Consider the following 19,064-nt stretch of genomic DNA (forward strand, 5'->3'; position numbering starts at 1 on the left):
GACCATGGAGCAGCTGGAGCAGCGCCAGGCCGAACTGGCCCAGGCCCTGGCCGCCGAGCGCGAGTTGGGCGAGCTCAAGTCGCGCTTCGTGAGCATGGCTTCGCACGAGTTCCGGACCCCGCTCACGGCCGTGCTCACCTCGGCTGCGCTCATCGGCAAGTACCCCGGCACCGACCAGCAGGCCCAGCGCGCGCGCCACCTGGGGCGCATCGAAGCCTCCGTCAACCACCTGAACGCCATCCTGGAGGAGTTTCTCTCCGTCGGCCGCATTGAGGAAGGCATGATGGCGGCGCAGGCCACCACTTTCGATCTGGCCGCGCTGCTCACCGAAACCCTGGCCGACGTGGAGAGCCTGCGCAAGCCCGGCCAAACCATCGTGCAACTGGTAGAGTGGGACGGCCCGGTGCACCTCGACGCCTCGTTGCTGCGCAAAATTCTGGTCAACCTGCTCTCCAACGCCCTCAAGTATTCGGGCGACAACGCGGTGGTTACAGTGCGGGCCAACTGCCCCGGCCAGCAGCTGGTGCTGAGCGTGGAAGACCAGGGCGTGGGCATTTCCGAGGAAGACCAGACGCATTTGTTCGAGCGGTTTTTCCGGGCCCGCAGCGTTAGTACCGTGCCCGGCACCGGGCTGGGCCTCTACATTATTGCCAAGTACCTGGAGCTGATGGGGGGCACCATTGCCTTGCGCAGCACTTTGGGTCAGGGCACCACCGTCACTGTCACCATTCCCTATGAAAACGATTCTGCTCATTGAGGACGATGCCTTCATCCGCGAGAACACGGCCGAGCTGCTCACGCTCACCGGCTACACCGTGCGCACGGCCGTTAACGGTAAAACGGGGGTGGAAAACGCCCTGGCCGACCGGCCCGACCTGGTTATCTGCGACATCATGATGCCGGTGCTCGACGGCTTCGGGGTGCTGCACATCTTCAACCAGAACCCGCAGCTGGCGGGCGTGCCGTTCATTTTCCTGACCGCCAAAACCGAGCGCGCCGACCAGCGCCGGGGCATGGAGCTGGGCGCCGACGACTACCTGACCAAGCCGTTCAGCGAAACCGAGCTGCTCAGCGCCGTCAGTGGCCGCCTCGACCGGTTTCAGCACCTGCAACCCGACTACGACCTGCAGGCCGGCGGCCTGCACGCGTTTCTCGACGATGCCCGCGCCGTGGGCAGTCTGGACGGCCTGACGGTGGAGCGCAAGGCCCACCCGGTGCGCCGCAAGCAGGATATTTACTTGGAAGGCGATGAGCCCGCGCGGGTGTATTTCGTGCAGAGCGGCCGCGTGAAAACCGTGAAAACCACGGAGGCCGGCAAGGAGCTGATTACCGGTTTCTACGGCCCCGGCGAGTTCTTCGGCTACCTGGCCCTGCTGGGCCAGACGCTGCACACCGACTCGGCCGTGGCGTCGACGATTCGGAGCTGGTTTATATCGCGCCGGACGATTTTTCGCAGCTGCTACTGCGCAACGCCGCCGTGGGCGAGCAGTTCATCCGGCTGCTGGCGGGCCGTGTGAGCGAGCGGGAGCAGCAGCTGCTGGTGATGGCCTACAGCTCGCTGCGCCGCCGCGTGGCCGAAACCCTGCTGCGCCTGTACGAGCCCACCGCCGCCGACCCGGAAGCCACTATCCAACTCTCCCGCGAGGACATGGCGGCCATGGTGGGCACGGCGCCCGAGTCGCTGATTCGCACGCTAAGCGAGTTCAACCAGAATGGCCTGATAGAGCTGACCCCGGGCCACATCCGGGTGGTGCAGCCCGACAAGCTGCGCTACGCGCATTGGTAGGCGGCACCAGTAGCAGCGGGGCAGGGAGTTTGCATAAAAGGCCCTTAACGCATGGATTCACACGTTAAGGGCCTAAAATCAAGCGGCTATTTCGGCGCTGTGCGCCGGCGCTTTGAACAGGTTTCAACGGGGCTATACTATAGCGTGGGGCCGGGTTCGGGGCCTGGTACGCAGGGCCAGCGAGCAAAAAAGCGGGCACCGGGCGCGCCCTCAGACTGGCGTCTCGACCAGGACTGCGGGAGCCGGAAGCAGCTCGTTGGGCGGCGTTTGCCCGTCGAGCCAGTAGCCCAGCGTAGCCAGAGCGGTGGAGGCAATATTGGTCAGGGCCTCCTGGGTGAGAAACCCCTGGTGGCCGGTAACCAGCACGTTGGGGCAGGCCAGCAGCTGGGTCAGCAGGCCATCTTGGGAAGGCTGCTGAGAGTGGTCGTTGAAGAACAGCCCCTTTTCGTGCTCGTACACGTCCAGGCCCAGGTAGCCGAGTTGGCCCGATTTGAGGGCCGCCAGCGCCGCCTGCGTATCGAGCAGCGCCCCCCGGCCGGTGTTGATGAGCATCACGCCCCGTTTCATTTGCGCCAGTCGCGGCCCGTCGATAATGTGGTAGGTGGCGGGCGTGAGCGGGGCGTGCAGCGAAATAATATCGGATTCGGCGCAGAGCGTGTCCAGGGCAACGTATTCCAGTTCGTAGCGCCGGGTCAGGGCCGGGTCGGGCTGGATGTCGTGGCCCAGCAGGCGGCAGCCGAAGCCGTGCAGCAGCCCCGCCAGCGTAGCGCCGATGGTGCCGCACCCGACAATGCCCACGGTTTTGCCATGCAGGTCGAAGCCCACGAGGTTATCGAGCCGAAAATCCCCGCGAATCATTTGCGCCCTGGCCTGCCGCAGCTGGCGGTTGAGGGCCAGCATAAGGGCCAGCGCGTGCTCGGCAATGGCGTAGGGCGAGTAGTGCGGCACGTTGGCCACGCGCAGCCCCAGCCGGTGGGCGGCTAGCAAATCCACTTGGTCGTGGCCGGCGGCGCGCACCAGCAGGTAGCGCACGCCCACTTCCCACAGCCGCGCCAGCACTGGCACCGAAGCATCATCGTTGACGAAAATAGCCACGGCGGGGCTGCTCGCTGCCTGTCCGGCCGTGGCCAGGGTTAGGGGAGCGTCCACAAAGTGCAACTCGTGGCCGTCGGCGGCGGCGGCCTGCGTGAGGTAGGGGCGCTCGAAAGCGTAGGCACTGAAAACGGTAATATCCATGCAAAAGAGAAACGTAGCGTTACCATCTCCTCAGGGGCGGTAGCGTTGATTGACAAGGGCCGCGGCGGCGTGTCAGCGCCAACTCCGGGTGGGGAGGCGAATGGCCAGTCTGGCCGGTCCGGCACAACATTCCGGAAAATCAGCTACCCTGCCTATGATCAAAATCAGGGATCCACCTGACCTCGCGCATGGGCTGTAGCGGGACGCGTGTGCTTCTTGCCGGTACCATTTTGCCTTTGCCATGACCTCTACACTGCTTGTGCTCACCGACTTTTTTAAAGCGGCCGACCGCGCCCTCGACTATGCAACCAATCTGGCCGAGCCGCTCGGAGCCCGCCTGGTGCTGCTCCACGTGCGCCGCGACGCTCTGCTCGACCCCGAGCGGTTCATCAGCGGCCTTTCTAATCTCAACCGGGAAGCCATTGACCTGGTAATGAATCGGCTGGCTGGCAACCTGGCGGTGCCCGTGGTGGCCGAAGTGGGCCACGGCCAAGTAGCCGACGCCGTGGCGGATGCTATAACGCGCCACCACCCGGCCCTGGTGGTGCTGGGCCGCCCCGACTATGAGGACATTCCCGAAGTGATGGTACACACCACTGCCCTCGACATACTGCGCACCAGCCCGCGCCCCCTGCTTGTAGTACCACACAACGTGACGGCCAACTCCCTGCCGCGGCGGGTGCTATTGGCCGCCGACGGCGAGCCGTTCAGCCTGGGGCCCTACGCCGGCCCAGCCCGGCAGATACTGACCGCGCTGCATGCCGAGCTAACCGTGTTACACGTGGCGCCCAAACCCGACCCAGCCGCATTGGCCGGGGCCCTGGCATTGGTGGTACGCACCGGCCTGACGGTAGACCTGCCGACCCCCGTACTGGGCGCCAGTCAGGTGGCTGAGGACCCTGCCGAGGGAATTCTGCAACTGGCCCAGCCCGCCGACTATGACCTCGTAGTGCTGATCGCCCGCCCGCGCAGCTTTCTGGGTAGCTTGTTTCACCGCAGCGTAACGGCCCGGGTGCTGCTGCGCAGTCCCGTGCCCGTGTTGATTCTGCCCGCAACGAACTGACCAGCATGCGTCCCGAGTTGAGGCCACCGGCATGATCAGAATTACAGGTCGGCCTGATGTCTTGTCCTAAAATTTAGTACTCGTTTTGATGGACAATCCTGAGAGGGGCAGTGAGGGAATGAAATCTGCCTGCTTAAGGTGGAAGCGGTTCAGTAAATCTGTTCAGTGAGCAAAGTTCAGCCAAGGCAGCCTTGCCAATGGCGCAGCCTGCCAGCTTGTTTTCCGCCCTCGTCGGCGGTGTACTACTGGTTTGCCCACTGGCAAAGCACCGGCACCTTGCAACAGCTCAACGAGGCCAGCAACCGCGCCGACTGGCTGGGTGCCGTCGGCTACCCACCCCGTCGCTGGCGCTGGTCGATGCTCAAAGCGTCAAATTGGCCCCGCGCCTGGGCCAGCAGCGGAGCCTCGACGCCCACAAGCGCGTCAGCGGCAAGTGCTCTGCGACACGAGCGGACGCATTTGGCGCTTGCATGTGCACGCGCCAAATGCGCCACGATAGCCGGGCGGCCCGGCCCTTACGGCCCACCCCCACGCGACTGCGGCCCGCCTGGGCCAGCGGGCTCCGCAGGGTGCCGATCGACCTAAGCCTAATGCGGGCAATTCGCCCAGCATGTGCAGGCCCTGGGCTGGCAGCATCAGGTGGCCAGTCGGCCGCCCAGTGCCACGCGCGGGTTTGTCCCGGTGGCCCAGCGCTGGGTCGTGGAGCGCACCTTCGCCTGGCTCAATTACTTTCGCCGGCTCGCCATGGGTCACGAGCGCACAGCAGCCAGCCATGCCGCGTGGCTGCCGGTCGCCAACTTGACCATGACCTTGCGCCGAGCAACAGCCCACTAATTCCCAAACACGCGCTTAGTTATTCCCCTCATGATTGGCCAAAATGCTCTTGTAGCACCTGGGTAATTTTCTCACGGGTGAGGGGTTTGGTCAGGTAACCGGCAATGGGTAGGCCCTGCATTTTTGCCACGTCCACCGCATTGAGCGAGGTGGTGAGCATGATGATAACCACCGTGGGGTTCTCCCGCTCGGGACGCTGAGCATAGGCCTGCAAAAACTCGAAACCGTTCATGATGGGCATTTTCATGTCGAGCAAGATGAGGGCCGGGCAGGTGGGCGAGCTGGGTGCCTTACAGTGGTTGTGCAGCAGGTCGAGGGCCTGCTGGCCATTGCCAGCCACTAGCACGGCGTCGCTGACGGCCATGCGCCGGAGCAGGGTTTGGTTGAGGAAGTTGGTCGTCTCGTCGTCGTCGACGAGCAGGGTGCAGGAAATGGCAGCCATGCGGTCAGGAAGGGAAGGAAGGGATATAGGCGGGAAACTGGTGCCCGGCCGGGTTGGTGGCGTGGGGCAGGAAGACGAAGAAGGTGGTGCCGGCCCCGAGCTGGCTGTGCACCTCGATGCGGCCGCCAGCGTTTTCGACCATGCGGTTAATCATGTAGAGGCCGATGCCCGTGCCCTCGACGTGGTCGTGGAAGCGCTGGAACATGGTGAACAGGCGCGGCAGGTGCTTTTCATCCAGTCCGAGGCCGTTGTCGTGCACTTCGAGCACGGTGTGGCCCTCGCGCACGTGGGCCCGCACGTCGACGTGGGGCGTGCGGTCGGGGTGGCGGTACTTGACAGCATTGCTGACCAAGTTGTAAACGATGCTGCGCAGGTTTTTCTCCGAGAAGTGAATGGGGGGCAGAGCCAGCACGTCGACGGTGAACTTCGCGCTGGCGGCCTCCAGTTGGGGTTGCAGGTCTTGCCGGACATCCTCGACCACATCGGCCAGGTTGACCAGCGTGTTGGCCGGTGCGTGCTCTTTCTGCAGCTTGGAGACTTCGGTGAGGTGGTCGATGGTGCGCTTGAAGCGCTCCACGGCCTCGAGCATGCGGGCCAGGGTGGGGCCGATTTCCGGGTCCTGGGCCACGGTGGCGGGTAGCTCTTCCTGCAGTAAGTAAAGCAGGCCCTCGATGTTGGAAATGGGGGCCTTGAGGTCGTGGCTGGCCGTGTAGATGAAGTTGTCCAGGTCCACGTTGGTGCGGGTGAGCTGATGGTTGCTGTTGCTCAATTCATGGTTAGCTGCCTGCAACTGCTCGTTGAGCTGCTGCACCCGTTTGCGGTCCTGGACTTGGGCGGTCACGTCGGTGGCCACGGCTCCCACGCCGGTCACGGTGCCGTCGGCGTCGCGCAGGGGCTGGTACACGAAATTCATGTAGACGGTCTCGTAGGTGTCGCCCCGGCGCAGCTGGGCCCCGATGCCCTCGGCCACAAAGGCCTCGCCGCTGCTGCGCACCCCGTCGAGCAGTTCCTGGAAGCCCTGGCCCCGGACTTCGGGTAAGGCCTCCAATAAAGGGCGGCCCAACACCTCGGCGGGGGTGCGCCCCCATAGCTGGGCCACCCGGGGGTTGGCTACTTCCACGATGTACTCGGGCCCCCGAAAAAGGGCAATGGCCACCGGTGCCTGCTCGAAGAACTCCTGCAGCTGCTGCTCTTGCAGGGCCCGCTGCTGGCGGGCCTGCACTTGGTCAGTGACATCGAAGGCGAAGATAGAAATACCGGCAATCTGGTCGTTTTCGCGGTACGCCTGGTAGGTAAAGGTGTAATATACCTGCTGCACGGGGCGGCCATCTTCGGCCTGGAGGCGCATGGGCAGCTCCAGGCCGAAGAAGGTTTCGCCGGTTTGGTACACGCGGTCGAGCTCGGCCAGAAAGCCCGCTTCCCGGGTTTCGGGCAGGGCCTCGGCCACGGATTTACCAGTGAGCTGGCGCTCGGGAAAGAGTTGCTGGTAGGCCGTATTCACGTATTCGAAGCGGTGCTCCGGACCGCGCAACACGGCTACGGCGGCGGGGGTTTCGGCCAGAATGCGGAACATGGCCTCGCGCTCCTGCGCCTGCCGCTGGGCCGCCGCCAGCATGCCGGCCTGCAGGGCTTCGGCCTGCTGGCGGGCGCGCACTCGGTCGGTGACGTCGACGGCAAAGCTCATCACGCCTTCCATGCCCGGCGGCGTCGAACTTGGGCTGGAAGGTGACGTCGTAGAATGCCTCGTGCAGCTCGCCGGTGTGGAAGCGGTCGAGGCGGCGGCTGGATTCGACGACGTGCTCGGGCTGCCCGGTGCGGTAGACGCGGTCGAAGGGTTCGTGCTGCTCCTCGGGCAGCTCGGGCACGGCTTGGCGGCGGGGCAAGCCGTGCAGTTGGCGGCCGGGCAGCAACTCCTGGGTGCGCGGATGCACCAGGGTCCAGACGTGGTCGGGGCCCTGAAACAGGTTAATATGGGCCGGGGCCTGGCTGAACAGGCGCACTAGGCGGTTGCGCTGCTCCTCCGCTTCGGCGCGGGCGGCCTCGGCCTCGCGGGTGCGCTGCTGCACGTGGGTTTCCAATTCCTGGTTAAGCTGCTGCGCCTGCTGGCGGGCATGCACCTGCGCGGTCACGTCGACAGAGAAGTCGAGCACCCCGTCGATGCGCCCCTGGGCATCGCGCAGCGGCAGGAATACGGCGTTGAGGTACACCTGCTCGGGCTGGCCGGTGGCGGTGAAGTTCACCCACAACTCCACTTCCGTGCCGTGGAAGGGCTCGCCCGTGCGGTACACCCCGTCAAGCACGTCGAGGATGCCCCCAGGACCGGCCAGTTCGGGCAGGGCCTCCCGGACGGGCAGCCCCTCAAACGCGCGGGTGGGGAACAGCCGCCGGTAGCCCGGGTTGACGAGCGTAAATACCTGGTCGGGGCCCTCGTGGACGGCCACCTGCGCGGGCAGCTGCATGAGCAGGTCGTAGAAGCGCTGGTGCTGCGCCTCGGCTTCGGCACGCGCGGCCTTCTCGCGGGCCTGGCTCGCGCGCAACGCTTCTTCCACCGCCGTGCGGGGCTGGTCGTTGCCGTCAGTGAAGTGGACGACCAGCACCTCGCCGGAGCGCTGGGCCACGAGGTCGTAGTAGCCGTCGAGCTGGTCTTGCTGGTAGAGGTTCTGGCGGCGCTCGACGTGCCCCGACAGAAACGCATCGCGGTAAAACTGGTACACGCCCACCTGTGGAGCGGCCGGAAAGAGCGTCAGAAACGAGGCGGTGGGCTGCTCGGGCAAGCGCAGCATGCGCTGGGCCGCCGCGTTCAGCCGCACCCAGGCCAGGTCGACGATGGTGATGCCGTCGGCCGCGTACACGGGCCGCAGCAGCATAATGCCCGCAGGGGAGGTGGTGAACAGCACGTCGGCCATGCCGTCCGGGGGTAGGGCATCGCCCGGCAGCGCCGGCGCAGCAACAACAGTCATGGAAAAACGAATAGCGTGACAGTAAGCGCCGGCAACCCCCGGGGTCAATGGTACGCGTTGCGGATACCCGGCGCTATTTGCTACCCTTACGGGGTACTGCGGCCGGGTGTTCCCGGGAGCCGGCCGGACGCCTGGGCTTTTCAATGCCGGGCAATCGGCGCCTTTCTCGGGCGTGTCCCCGTTGCCGCCAGCACTCCAAGCCCCGGCGCGCAGTGCGTGGCCAGTCGATGATGGAACCGCATGGTCCTCGTGGGGAGCCGTTGAACTGGTATTTAGTCAGCCGATTGGGCTGGCGGCAATCGGGTAGTTTTATCGCGGGGCAGGGGCCAGGCACCAGGAGTGGTACCGGCGGTGGACCTGTGGGCGGTACTCCAGTTAATCGAGGATGAGGTCGCTGCGGACAAACTGGGCCAGGAACTCCTGCCCGTAGGCGTTTCGGGCTTTTTAGGCACGCCAGAAACCAGGCGAGCCAATAAATCGAATCCCGTGAGCTTCGTTGACTGGCTCAACGCAATTCGGCGTAACGCCGCCGTTTGGCTGGCTTTTGCGACGGTATGCCGAAGCAATGGAAACAACGCTGATTGCTACCATTGTTTCGGGTTAATTGCAGCTCAGTAAGGGGAGCCTTACCGGCGTCAAAGGTTAGATAATTGCAAACCCAAAGCTGGCCAAGCATGCAGAAGGAAGTAGTTCTCGCTTACAGCCGCACATGAGCCCGGGGTAGTTAAGGCACGACCAAAATGGCCAACAGCAAGGGCTGATCCCGTAAAAAGCTGTTCAGGCGAGTTAATTGAAGTCAAGGTGTTTATCGAAAAACGGCAGCACCTGTTGAAACATGCGCCCATCGCGGCCCATGATACGGCTGCCATGCGTGCCTTCGTACTCCTCGGCCGTATGGCGTATTCCAAAGGCAGAAAGCCACTCGCTAAATGTGCGGCAGGTTGGTGGAATGTGGCGCACCTCGTCCTGGGCACCCCAATCGAAAGCCAATGCCCGCAGCTGGCGCAGGCTGGCTGTATGCGTGGGCAGCTGATAGGTGGGCGTTGCCTGCACCCAGCGAGACAGCGCCTCGTCGCGCCGGCTCAGGCTGTCTGCTCCTACCGAGTCAGGGATATCGGCCCCGAAGGGCCTAGCCTTTGGATTAGGCGAGAAGGCTCGTGCTACGGCTACGGTCGAAAGGCCCGCGTGGCCGCCGGGCACCGCGGTTGCCAGGGTAGCGCCCAGCACTTGCGGCACGGCCGGGCCGGGTAAATAGGTAGGATGAGGACCCACCAAAGCCGGACTCAGCGCATAAGCTGCAGCCCAGGTGCCGGGGTACGCCAACGCCAGCCGCAACGTGCCCCCGCCGCCCATCGAGTGGCCCGCTATGCCCCGGCTGCCGGGTTTGGCCAGCGTACGGAATTGGCGGTCAATCAGGGCCGGCAACTCGCGGGCCGTAAAATCAGCCCAAGGCCCGTTGGTGGCGGAGTTGGCGTACCAGCTGCCCCCATACTTAGTCTGTTCGTTTGGTACCACCACGATAATAGGACGAATTTGCCCCGCCGCAATAGCCTGGTCGAGCAATGCAGTCAATCCATCCTGGTTGAAAATCAAGCTGTCGTTCCAGGTGAAGCCGTGGAGATAGTACAGCACCGGGTAACGCTGCCGGGAGTTTGCGTCGTAGCCGGCCGGCAGGTACACGCTCACGCGGCGGCGCGGGTTTTCCCCGCCAGGATTCCCCCGCAGTAGTTTCGAGTCGAGGTAAGTGACCACTACGTGGCCGGCCGGCGGTGTGCCTTGGGCCAGGAGCCGGCAGCAAGGAAGCAAGAGCAGCAGAAACAGCAGCAGGTTTTTCATAGGGCGGCGCAGGTACCCATCAATTGAGCAAAATGTGGAGCATTGTTGAGACGCATACCTGCGCAGCCGGCAGATCGGTTACGCAGGAATTCGGCAAAAGGCCCTGGCGGCAGCCAGGGCCTTTTGCCGCTCAATTAATTACGTAAGTAGCAATAGAATGCGGCGCGCTGGTTGTACTAACCGCCTGCCCCTGCAGCCGCAGCTGGAAGGGCTGCTCGGTGTCGCTGGTGTTAAGCACCACCACGGCCACCGAGCCGTCGGGGTTGCGGAAGGCGGTGGTTTGCAGCCAGTCGCGGGTGGAGGAGCTGATGATGCGCTTTGCCCCGGGGCGAATAAACTTGGAGAAGTGGCCGATGTAGTAATAAGCGTTGGTGTAGAGCAGCTTCCCCGTTCTCGTATCGCCGATGACGGGGGCGAAGCAGAAGTTGCCCACGTGGTTGGGGCCGCCGGTTTCGTCGAGCAGGATGTTCCAGTCGGTCCAGCCGACGGTACCGGCGTTAAAGTCGTTGACCATCGAGTACCCGTACTTCTCGCCCAGGCTCCAGTCGTCGATCTTGGCGAAGTCGAATTTCTCCTGGCAGCCCTCGGTGAAAATCAGGTTGGTAGTCGGGTAAGCCTCCTGCACGCGGCGCTCATTGGCGAAAAGCATGGGGCTGCCGGTCCAGGTTTCGTACCAGTGGTAGCCAATGCCCCACACGTACTTGGCGGCTTCGGGGTCGTCGAGAATCGTGCTGGCGCGTTGGTACATCTGGTCGCGGTTGTGGTCCCAGGCAATGACTTTTTTGCCGCCCAGCCCCGACTTGGCCAGCGTGGGCCCGAGGAATCCCTTGATGAAGTCGCGCTCCTGCTCGGCCGTGTACAGGCACGACTCCCACTTCTGGTTGGCCATGGCCTCATTTTGCACCGAGAGGCCCCAGATAGGAATCCCGCGCTGCTCGTAGGCCTTGATGAACTTGACGTAGTGCTCGGCCCAGGCCTGGCGGTACTGGGGCAGCAGCTCGCCGCCGTGGAGCAGCTCGCCGTTGGTTTTCATCCAGCCCGGCGGCGTCCAGGGGCTGGCGTACAGCGTGAGCTCGCCGCCCGCCGCGGCAATGGCCTGCTTGATGAACGGAATGCGGTACTGCTCGTCGTGCTGCACGCTGAAGCTTTGCAGCGCCTTGTCATTCTCGGCCACATAGGTGTAGCTGGCGCTCGAAAAGTCGCAGCTGGCAATGTGGGTACGGCCCAGCGAGTAGCCAATGCCGTCGGTGGGGCTGAAGTAGGCCTTGAGAAACTCCTGCTGGCGCGCCTTGGGCAGGCGGGCAAACGTTTCGGCCGAAGCGTCGGTCAGGGCCCCGCCAATCCCGAGCAGGGTCTGGAAGGTTTTACCCGGGTCAATAAAGATGCAGACCTGGGTTTCCAGCGGCTGCTCGGCGGGCGCGAAGGCCAGCGCCGGACCGGGGGCCAGCCGTTGGCTAGTGCCCCGGGCAGTGGTATAAACCTGTGCTTTCTTACCCGCGACCGAGTAAGCGGCGGGCTGTTTAGCGGGGGAGGATTTCTGAGCGGCCGCACTACCCAGGCCCAGCAGCGAGAGAAACAATACGGGTAAAAAGCCGGAAACGGAAGGCATAAGCGGGGGTAAAAAAGCGGAAGGTTAGCGGAAAGAGGAGCTACTGCGGTAGCCGATAGGCCTGGTCCGGGAAGGCCCGGTCGCGGTACGGTTTCCCCAAGGGCCGGGCGCGGCTCACCGAGTCGAACACCATAATTTGGGCCCGTTTAGCCTGGTAAGCGGGCCACTCCGGGCCCGGGGTGCCAGTCTGAATGAAGTGCACCCAGCGCTGGTGCATTTCGGTGGCCAGGGCCTGGCTGGAAGGTAGTTGTCGGGCCTTGGGGCCAACGCATTCCAGGCGTAGCCCAACTCCTGGGCGTGCAACGGGCCAGGGCCGCCGGGCGGCTGGTAGTCGAAGCGGTAAAGCCAGACGGGCTGCCCGACGCGGGCCAGGGTGGCGGCGAGTCGGTAAGTGGCCAGGCGGTAGAGGTAGTCGGTGGTGGCGGCTAGCCAGGCCTGGTCGGTGGGCTGGCGGCGGCGGGCGTGCTTGTAGGCGCGCCACACCTGCTTGGCGTTGGCACCAAACAGGTCGTCGAGCACGGCCGGATTGGGCTGCTGCAGCGCTGGCCAGAAACCCATGAACAGCCCGGCTTCGTCGCGGTTGGTGCCCAGCAGTGCCCGCAGCGACAGCCGGCCGGGGCGGGCCAGATGGGCCAGCGGCGCTTCGGGAATGATGACGCCATCGAGCACCGGCCCGAAAAGCTGCAGGCCTTTCGGGCCATCGGTGAGCTGCTGCTGGGCCCGGATGATATCGGCCGTGGGCAGGGTGAGCAGCTGGGCGGCCTGGTCGGGGCGCAGGCCCAGGGCGGCCAGTAGGCGGTTGGTGACAGTGGCGGCCGTGGTGGTATCGCGCACCGCCTGGGCCCCGCCGCTTTCCAGAATCACCTGCTGATAAAGGCCGTCGGCAGCTGGGGCCGCCAGCACGGCGCTGATGAGCTTGGCGCCGGCCGATTCGCCCATGACCGTCACGCGGGCCGGGTCGCCCCCGAAGGCGGCAATGTTGGTTTGCACCCAGCCCAGGGCGGCCACCACGTCGAGCACGCCCGCGTTACCGGCGGCGCGGTAAGCCGGACCCAGCCGGTTGCCCAGCTGCAAAAAGCCGAAGCTGCCCAGCCGGTAGTTGATGCTCACGGCCACGATGCTGTCCTGGCGGGCGAAATTCTGACCCGGAAAGTCATCACCCGAGCCGCCCGTGAAGCCCCCGCCGTGCACCCAGACCACTACCGGCTTGGGTTCGGCGGCCCGCAACGAAGGCGTCCAGACATTGAGCGTGAGGCAGTTTTCCGCCCCCTGCACTTCGGTGCCGCCGCCCTGCGGGGCCCGCGGCCCGAAGGCCGTGGCCGCCCGCAGCCCATCCCAGGGCGGCACCGGTTGGGGCGGCCGGAACCGGCCCGGCCCCACAGGCGGGGCGGCGTAGGCCACGCCTTTGAACAGCAACAGGCCCGAGGTATCGCGCAGGCCCTGCAGCCGGCCGGCCCGCGTCCGGCACTCCACCGGCGTCTGGGCCGTGGCCAGGAAGCCGGGACCAGCTGTTAGGCTGATGATCAGTAGCCCGCGCCTTAAAATAGTACGCGTTGGCCCTGCCGAATGATAAGCTGCTCTCATGGGTAAATCGTTACGGTTCCGCCGGGCAGCCTGGAGTTCACCACCGGGCTTCGGGCCTGGACCCTGAAGCGTGGACGGGCCCGACTCGTGCTGCGCTGCGCAGTCAAAATACCCTGAAAAAGGGCGACAGCGGCCGGAAGAGGTGTTGAAGCCCATCCGAGCCGCTACCGGCCAATTTTCTGCGGGGCTAGTTGTCCTGCCGAATGACGCGCTGGTGAATCATGCCTTCCGCCGTTTCAAAAATCAGCGAATAGGTGCCGGCCCGCAGAGGTTGCAGATCGAGCACGCCGCCCGTTAGCCGGGTAGTGAGCACCAGCCGCCCGGCCAGATCATAGAGCCGCATCTCGGTGCCCTCCAGGTTCCAGGGGGCCAGCAGGCGTACCTGGCCGGTGGTGGGGTTGGGGTAGAGGCTCACGGCGGCCGAGCGGGTGCTCGGGCGGGTCGAGAGGGCTACGCCCCCGGCCACGCGGGTGAGCGTGTTCAGGCTCTGGGCCCGGTTGGTGAGCGAATCCGCCGCGGCCGGGCCGCCGTTGAGGGGGGCGTACAGCTCCAGGCTCGACTTGAGCAGCGAGTCGGCCGCCATAGTCAGCACCTCATCCTGGTTCATGCCCGAGCGGTAGAACAGCCAGTCGCGTAGCTGCAGGCGGGCGGGCGCGGCCGGACCGCCGAGTTCGAAACGGGTGGGCCGCAGGCGTTCGGCTACGGAGCCTTCCCGCACGCTGTCCACGTAAAGCATGGTTGCCCCGCGGGCGTAGTAGTGGGTGAGTACCAGCTTGTGCCAGCGGTTGTTGGCCACCGCTACCGAGCCCGCAATCGTGCGGCCGGTAGCCGAGGTGTAGAGCAGCTTGCCATTGGCCTCAATCCGGATAGTTCCGGCCTTGATGCCCGCGCTGTCGCGGATTTCGACCAGCTGGCCGGCACTGCCGGTTTTAAAGCGCAGCGCCTGCGTGAAGGGATGCACAACATCCTCGGGCTCGAAGCGGACCACCCGGGTTGGCTGGCCCGTGGTTTTGCCCAGCGTAATGCCCGGTCCCTGGCCGGGGCGGCGGGTGGGCAGCGCTTTGCCGGCGTGCAGGGCATCGAAGAGCGAGGGCACCAGGGTGTGGGCCATTTCGGCGTGGCCGAGGTCGTTGGGGTGCAGGGCATCGAAGAAGTAGCCGTCGGCCCAGCGGCCGTTGCCGTCGTCCACGGCCCCGAGCAGGTTCACACTCGGCACATTCCAGCCGTGCATGAGCAGGTTCATCTGGCGGACGAAGGAGTACTGGGTGGCGGCGTAATCGGCGCGGCTGTAGTTGTTGGTCACCAGCGGCACCATGCCATCGGCCCGGGCCATCTTGATGAGCCGGATCAGGTTGTCGCGGTACTGGTCGAAGACGGGTTGGCCGCCGGTCAGGATGCCTTCGTTGCCCAAGGCCAGGCCAAACACCACGTACCGGGCGTGCTGGGGCAGCAGGTCGGCGTCGTAGCGGTTGAGCACGGCCACGGTGTTGTTGCCCGGTACGCTGATGTTGGCCGTCACCCAGGGCTGACCGGTGCCCGCAGCAGCACGTTGGGCCAGCAACTCAGCATACAGGCTGGTATAGCCGCGGTTGTTGGTCGCGCCCGTGCCAAAGGGCACGGAGGAGCCCATGTACACAATCTTGAGCGGGTCGGTGGGGATTGGGGCGGTGTAAGGGGCCAGCGACAGGTCGTCGAAGTAGGCGCTGCCGGCCGTGCCGGCGGGGTTGCGCCAGACGGCCGCCCCGCGCACGTAAGCCGTGCCCGCAGGCACCGTTGCCGTGGCCTGCAGCTGCACCCAGGTGCCGGGGGCAGAAGTGGCAACCAGCGAATCGGAGCGGAAGCGCCCCAGTAGGGCATTGCTGGCGTTGTAGTAAAGCAGCTCCAGGTGCACGGCCTGGTTGCCGGTGAGGCCCGTAGTGGCCGAATTATAAAACCAGCCGCTCAGCTGCTGGCCGGGGCTGCCGATGGTCGGCACGTAGCTGATCTGCTGCTCCAGGCGCAGGTTGCCACCCGCCAGCTGGGCCGCGTAGCTGCCCGTATGCTTGGTGGCGGTGCTGATGGTGGCCGTGGCCCCGGCTCCCTGGGGCACGATGGTCCAGTTGGTGAAGTTGCCCAGCTCAAAGCCGGGGTTCTGTAAAGCCGTGTTGCCCGTTACCGGGTTGCGGGCCGGCACTACGTCCACGCGCATGAGGTTCAGATAGGCGTACAAGCCTGCTTCCTTGCTTAGCTCCAGCTCCAGCACGCCGTTGGCATCGGCGGCCAGCGTATCGGAAGTGGTAATGGTGTTGTTGTTGCCGTTGTAGCCGTTGGCCCCGATACCTGGGCCCGAAGTGGTTTGCGTAACCGAGCTGGTGGTAGCCCCGCGGAAGGTATAGCGCGACGCCCGAGTTTCGGTGGTCGAGCGGCTGCCGAAGACGTGGAACACGTAGCGCTTGGTGCGGTCGAGCCCGCTCAGGCGGATGGTGCCGGTGGCCGTGCTGCCCGTGCCCTGCACGAAAAAGTAGTCCTGGGTGGCCGTGGCCACGGCATAAGGCCCCAGCAGCGCCACGCTGGGGGCCAGCAGACCGCCGGTCTGGATGCCGTTGGTCAGGAAGTTAGCGCCCACTTTAAGCTTGAGGCCCGTTGCGGCGTTCGTGCGGTCCACGAGCCGGAACGTGTCGGCCACGCCGGTCTTGTTGAGCACGTTGTTCCAGTAGTTGCCGTTGGCGTCGGGACTCGGCGTTACGTTGCCGTTGGTGCCGTCATCCACCCCGAAATCAACCAGCACGGAGCGGGCCGTCGTCTGGGCCCGGGCCGAACTCAGGGGCAGCGCGGCCAGGGCAAGGAGTATAAGTTTTCTATGCATGGTGGGTTGGTAGAAGAGCGGAAAAATCAGCAGCAGCAGCAGTCAGCATCCCGGTCGGCGTTATACCAACCGGGACGGCCAAGCGAACCGGCGAAAAGCGGATGGGCAAGCTTCGGGCGGCGGCAGCGCCTTACCAGATGTAGGTTGCCACGGAGCCGCCGGAAAGCGCCACGCTCACGACCTTACTACGGTACTGAATGTTGAAGTTTTTCAGGGCGGAGGTGGTATTGAGCACGACTAGCACGCGCTTGCCACCGGGCGTTTTGTAGGCCACGTTCGAGAGGCCGGCGGGCTCGTTGGTCGCCACGCGCACCGAGCCGGGCCGCACGAATTTGCTCGAGTGGGCTACCGAGTAATAGGCAGGGTTGCGCGTTACCTGGTTGCCGGCGATGGTGACGGCTCCCAGGCACTCGGTGCAGCCCCCGGGCGTATGGGGGCCGTAGCTGGCATCATTGGCCAGGTTCCATTCCAGCACGTTGCGGCTCCAGTTGCGCGGCGCCCCGATTTCGAGGTTCTTCACGTGGTAAGGCAGGTCGCCGGCCAGGTTGCCGGGGGCCTGGGTCCACTGTTCCGTAAAGTACACGCCCTTGTTTGGGTAGGCATTGTGCACCCGGGTCAGCGCGTCGATGTCGCCGCCGTAGAGGTGGAAGGCCGAGCCCTCCACGAAGGGGTAGGCGGCGGGGTCGCCGAGTACCGCGAGTGGGTACTCCGGCTTATCGGCGTTGTGGTCGTAGCAAATGATTTTGGTTTTGATACCCGCCGCCTGAAAGGCCGGCCCCACGTGGTTCTTGATGAAGGTGGCCTGCTCGTCGGCCTGCATCAGCATGCTGGGGTTGTTGCCGCCGTAAAGCGGTTCGTTTTGCAGCGTCACGGCATCAATGGTAATACCGGCCGCGGCCATGCCCTTGATATATTTCACGAAATACTGAGCGTAGGCCGGGTAGTATTCCGGCTTGAGGGAGCCGCCCACCGAGTTGCCGTTGGTCTTCATCCAGAGCGGAGCGGTCCAGGGCGAACCCATGATTTTGATGGCCGGATTTACGGCCAGAATTTCCTTCAGAACAGGGATAAAATAGGCTTCGTCGGGCTTCAGGCTGAAGTTGGCCAGCGTGGGGTCGGGCGTGGGCGATTCATCGTAGGTATACACTTGGTCGTTGAGGTCCGAAGCGCCGATGCTCACCCGCAGGTAGCTGACGCCAAGCGACGTACTATCAGTGGCAAACAGCTCCTTGATAAGGCCAGCCCGGGCCGGGGCACTCATGCGGCTCATCACCTGGGCGCTGCCGCCGGTGAGCGTGTAACCAAAGCCCTCCATGGTTTGGAAAGTCTGGGTCGTATCGACCACGATGGTGGGGTCGGCGTTGGTATTATCGGCGAAGCGCAGATTCAGCCGCTGCCGGAAAAACAGGGCGCTCCGATCGGTGTTCGTGATCCAGACGGCGACCTGCGAGGGCAGGGTAGGGGCGGGCGGCGTAGGGGGCGTAGGAGGAGTGGGCGGCACAACCGGGTCGCTGCCTTTGCTGCACGCCCCCGCCAGAAGGGCCAGCAGGGAGAGGGCGAAGACCGGCTTGCGCCAGAAACTAGAAGGAGAGTGGAACATCATAAAAAAATCGAAGGCGAAAAAAATCAATCGGCGTAACGTGTTGGCAAATGGGAGCGGGTTAAGAAGTGGAACCGATAAGAGGAAGCACAAGCGGTGCCCGCCGCCATCCGGCGAGCACCGCCCGATGCATTAGTGCACCACCACGCGCTGGGTGCTGAACTGGTTGCCGGCGCGCACCTGCAGCAGGTACATGCCCGCCGACAGCCCTTGCAGGGGCGTCAGGGCCACCGTGTGCTCACCGGCCGACTGGGTAGCGTTGTCGAGCAGGGTCGCGGCCACCTGGCCCAGGCTGTTGTAGGCCGTTACCGTCACGGGGGCCTGGGCGCTGGTTACGGTGTAGCTCAGGCGGCTGTCGGCGGCCAGCGGGTTGGGGAAGGCGCGGGTGGCCAGGGAATTAATGGCCGACCGGGCGGCCAGCACGCCGGAACCCACCTGGTAGCTGTAGAACTGCTTGCCGGCTATCTTGGTAAAGTCGGGGTTGGCGCCCAGGTCCGTGGTTTGGCCCACGATGGTGGGCAGCACGTCGGAGTAGAAGTTGCCGTTGTCGGCCACGTAGCCGGCCATCACGTTCAGGGTGCTGGCATTGGCGGCTCCGCCAATGGCGGTGAGCGGAATCGAAAACTCCCAGCCCGTGCTGGTGTTGGTTGCCACGCTGCCGGTAGCCGAAGTCTGGAAAGCCGTTCTGGCAGCGGCGGGGTCGTTAGCATCCACAGCCACCGAGCCATCCTTGGCGGCCGAGCCCATCCCGATTTCGGGGTAGGCGCCCGTAGCGGGAGGCGTAATGGTGTAGTCAACCCGGCTCAGATACATGGCGTTGTTGCCATCCTTAAGCGGCGAAACGGTGATGCGGAAACCGTAGTCGGCCTGCATGTCCAGGGTGGGCTTGTGGCGCAGTTGGGAGCTGGTGTTGGAGCTGCCGGGCAGCTGGGTGCCGGCGGCAATACCCGTTTTGTTGGGCGCATCCAGGTACAGCACGAAGGCGCTGTAGGCCGTCTGCTCGGGCGAACCCACCACCATCACGTGGAGCATAGTGGCCGTGGTGCCCATATAGATGGCCTTCAGGCCCCGGTCGGTAACCGAGTGGGCGCCGGTGTAGGTGCCCACGAGCTGGTATTTGCCGGTGCCCACGCCTACTTCGGCCGGCGAGAGGGTGCCATCGACGGTAATCTGGGCCTGAGCCCCTAAAGAGGTTACGGCAAAGGCCGCGGCGAGCGAAAGGGTAGAAAGGGTTTTCATAAAAAAAGGATTGGGGTGAGAAAAAAAAGA

Annotated in this window: 15 protein-coding genes and 1 pseudogene; 6 read left to right on the forward strand and 10 right to left on the reverse strand. The window is 64.7% G+C overall.

Features of this window, described 5'->3' with window-relative positions; genetic code table 11:
* The 3 genes from CDA63_RS16960 to CDA63_RS21790 form a co-directional block, all read left to right on the forward strand.
* Positions 1-757, forward strand: a 757-nt coding sequence (locus CDA63_RS16960) for a sensor histidine kinase (protein WP_133074290.1), incomplete at its 5' end; no start/stop codon positions are given.
* Entirely contained in the window at positions 735-1,517 is a 783-nt protein-coding gene (locus CDA63_RS16965; protein WP_317044064.1) for a response regulator, read from the forward strand. The genes CDA63_RS16960 and CDA63_RS16965, both read left to right, overlap by 23 nt.
* The gene (locus CDA63_RS21790) at positions 1,478-1,786 is read left to right on the forward strand and encodes a Crp/Fnr family transcriptional regulator (protein ID WP_317044065.1); all 309 of its coding nucleotides are present in this window, start codon (positions 1,478-1,480) and stop codon (positions 1,784-1,786) included. The genes CDA63_RS16965 and CDA63_RS21790 overlap by 40 nt, the downstream gene beginning before the upstream one ends.
* 210 nt (positions 1,787-1,996) lie before the next feature.
* Here the strand turns inward: CDA63_RS21790 and CDA63_RS16970 are convergent, their stop codons facing one another.
* Entirely contained in the window at positions 1,997-3,022 is a 1,026-nt protein-coding gene (locus tag CDA63_RS16970) for a 2-hydroxyacid dehydrogenase (RefSeq protein ID WP_088465655.1), read from the reverse strand.
* A gap of 241 nt (positions 3,023-3,263) precedes the next feature.
* Here CDA63_RS16970 and CDA63_RS16975 point away from each other — a divergent pair, with 241 nt between their 5' ends.
* The 3 genes and pseudogenes from CDA63_RS16975 to CDA63_RS21915 all read left to right on the forward strand — a co-directional run.
* On the forward strand, positions 3,264-4,085 hold the full coding sequence (locus tag CDA63_RS16975; RefSeq protein WP_088465656.1) for a universal stress protein: 822 nt from the start codon (positions 3,264-3,266) through the stop codon (positions 4,083-4,085).
* A 165-nt stretch (positions 4,086-4,250) separates the two neighbouring features.
* Entirely contained in the window at positions 4,251-4,670 is a 420-nt protein-coding gene (locus CDA63_RS21910) for a transposase (RefSeq protein ID WP_165768362.1), read from the forward strand.
* A gap of 21 nt (positions 4,671-4,691) precedes the next feature.
* Positions 4,692-4,919: pseudogene (locus CDA63_RS21915) on the forward strand (transposase); the annotation flags it as partial.
* 28 nt (positions 4,920-4,947) lie between these two features.
* Here CDA63_RS21915 and CDA63_RS16990 read toward each other — a convergent pair.
* The 9 genes from CDA63_RS16990 to CDA63_RS17035 form a co-directional block, all read right to left on the reverse strand.
* Positions 4,948-5,361 carry a response regulator gene (locus tag CDA63_RS16990; protein ID WP_088465659.1) on the reverse strand — a complete coding sequence of 138 codons (414 nt, stop codon included), beginning with the start codon at positions 5,359-5,361 and terminating at the stop codon, positions 4,948-4,950.
* A 4-nt stretch (positions 5,362-5,365) separates the two neighbouring features.
* The gene (locus tag CDA63_RS16995) at positions 5,366-6,895 is read right to left on the reverse strand and encodes a sensor histidine kinase (protein WP_242434721.1); all 1,530 of its coding nucleotides are present in this window, start codon (positions 6,893-6,895) and stop codon (positions 5,366-5,368) included.
* Positions 6,813-8,321, reverse strand: a complete 1,509-nt coding sequence (locus tag CDA63_RS21435; protein ID WP_088465661.1) for a PAS domain-containing protein — start codon at positions 8,319-8,321, stop codon at positions 6,813-6,815. The genes CDA63_RS16995 and CDA63_RS21435 overlap by 83 nt, the downstream gene beginning before the upstream one ends.
* A 786-nt stretch (positions 8,322-9,107) precedes the next feature.
* Positions 9,108-10,157, reverse strand: coding sequence for an alpha/beta hydrolase (locus tag CDA63_RS17010; RefSeq protein WP_088465663.1), 1,050 nt, complete (start codon positions 10,155-10,157; stop codon positions 9,108-9,110).
* Positions 10,158-10,287: 130 nt separating this feature from the next.
* On the reverse strand, positions 10,288-11,766 hold the full coding sequence (locus CDA63_RS17015; protein ID WP_088465664.1) for a glycoside hydrolase family 30 protein: 1,479 nt from the start codon (positions 11,764-11,766) through the stop codon (positions 10,288-10,290).
* 114 nt (positions 11,767-11,880) lie between these two features.
* Positions 11,881-13,350, reverse strand: a complete 1,470-nt coding sequence (locus tag CDA63_RS17020) for a carboxylesterase/lipase family protein (protein ID WP_165768364.1) — start codon at positions 13,348-13,350, stop codon at positions 11,881-11,883.
* A 187-nt stretch (positions 13,351-13,537) separates the two neighbouring features.
* Positions 13,538-16,195: a GDSL-type esterase/lipase family protein gene (locus CDA63_RS17025; protein ID WP_088465666.1), complete on the reverse strand. Its 2,658-nt coding sequence runs from the start codon at positions 16,193-16,195 to the stop codon at positions 13,538-13,540.
* A gap of 130 nt (positions 16,196-16,325) precedes the next feature.
* Positions 16,326-17,798: a glycoside hydrolase family 30 protein gene (locus CDA63_RS17030; RefSeq protein WP_242434720.1), complete on the reverse strand. Its 1,473-nt coding sequence runs from the start codon at positions 17,796-17,798 to the stop codon at positions 16,326-16,328.
* Positions 17,799-17,927: 129 nt separating this feature from the next.
* Complete coding sequence (locus CDA63_RS17035) at positions 17,928-19,034, reverse strand: T9SS type A sorting domain-containing protein (protein ID WP_088465667.1); 1,107 nt, start codon at positions 19,032-19,034, stop codon at positions 17,928-17,930.
* Positions 19,035-19,064 lie beyond the last annotated feature (30 nt).

It is taken from the genome of Hymenobacter amundsenii (genome assembly GCF_002204745.1).
Lineage (GTDB): Bacteria > Bacteroidota > Bacteroidia > Cytophagales > Hymenobacteraceae > Hymenobacter > Hymenobacter amundsenii.

Excerpts from the sequence above, each read along its gene's own strand:
- CDA63_RS17010 (WP_088465663.1), bottom strand. The coding sequence starts at position 10,157 with ATGAAAAACCTGCTGCTGTTTCTGCTGCTCTTGCTTCCTTGCTGCCGG.
- CDA63_RS17015 (WP_088465664.1), bottom strand. The coding sequence starts at position 11,766 with ATGCCTTCCGTTTCCGGCTTTTTACCCGTATTGTTTCTCTCGCTGCTG.
- CDA63_RS16990 (WP_088465659.1), bottom strand. The coding sequence starts at position 5,361 with ATGGCTGCCATTTCCTGCACCCTGCTCGTCGACGACGACGAGACGACC.
- CDA63_RS17020 (WP_165768364.1), bottom strand. The coding sequence starts at position 13,350 with ATGAGAGCAGCTTATCATTCGGCAGGGCCAACGCGTACTATTTTAAGG.
- CDA63_RS16965 (WP_317044064.1), top strand. The coding sequence starts at position 735 with ATGAAAACGATTCTGCTCATTGAGGACGATGCCTTCATCCGCGAGAAC.
- CDA63_RS17025 (WP_088465666.1), bottom strand. The coding sequence starts at position 16,195 with ATGCATAGAAAACTTATACTCCTTGCCCTGGCCGCGCTGCCCCTGAGT.
- CDA63_RS17035 (WP_088465667.1), bottom strand. The coding sequence starts at position 19,034 with ATGAAAACCCTTTCTACCCTTTCGCTCGCCGCGGCCTTTGCCGTAACC.
- CDA63_RS16970 (WP_088465655.1), bottom strand. The coding sequence starts at position 3,022 with ATGGATATTACCGTTTTCAGTGCCTACGCTTTCGAGCGCCCCTACCTC.
- CDA63_RS17030 (WP_242434720.1), bottom strand. The coding sequence starts at position 17,798 with ATGATGTTCCACTCTCCTTCTAGTTTCTGGCGCAAGCCGGTCTTCGCC.
- CDA63_RS16975 (WP_088465656.1), top strand. The coding sequence starts at position 3,264 with ATGACCTCTACACTGCTTGTGCTCACCGACTTTTTTAAAGCGGCCGAC.
- CDA63_RS21435 (WP_088465661.1), bottom strand. The coding sequence starts at position 8,321 with ATGACTGTTGTTGCTGCGCCGGCGCTGCCGGGCGATGCCCTACCCCCG.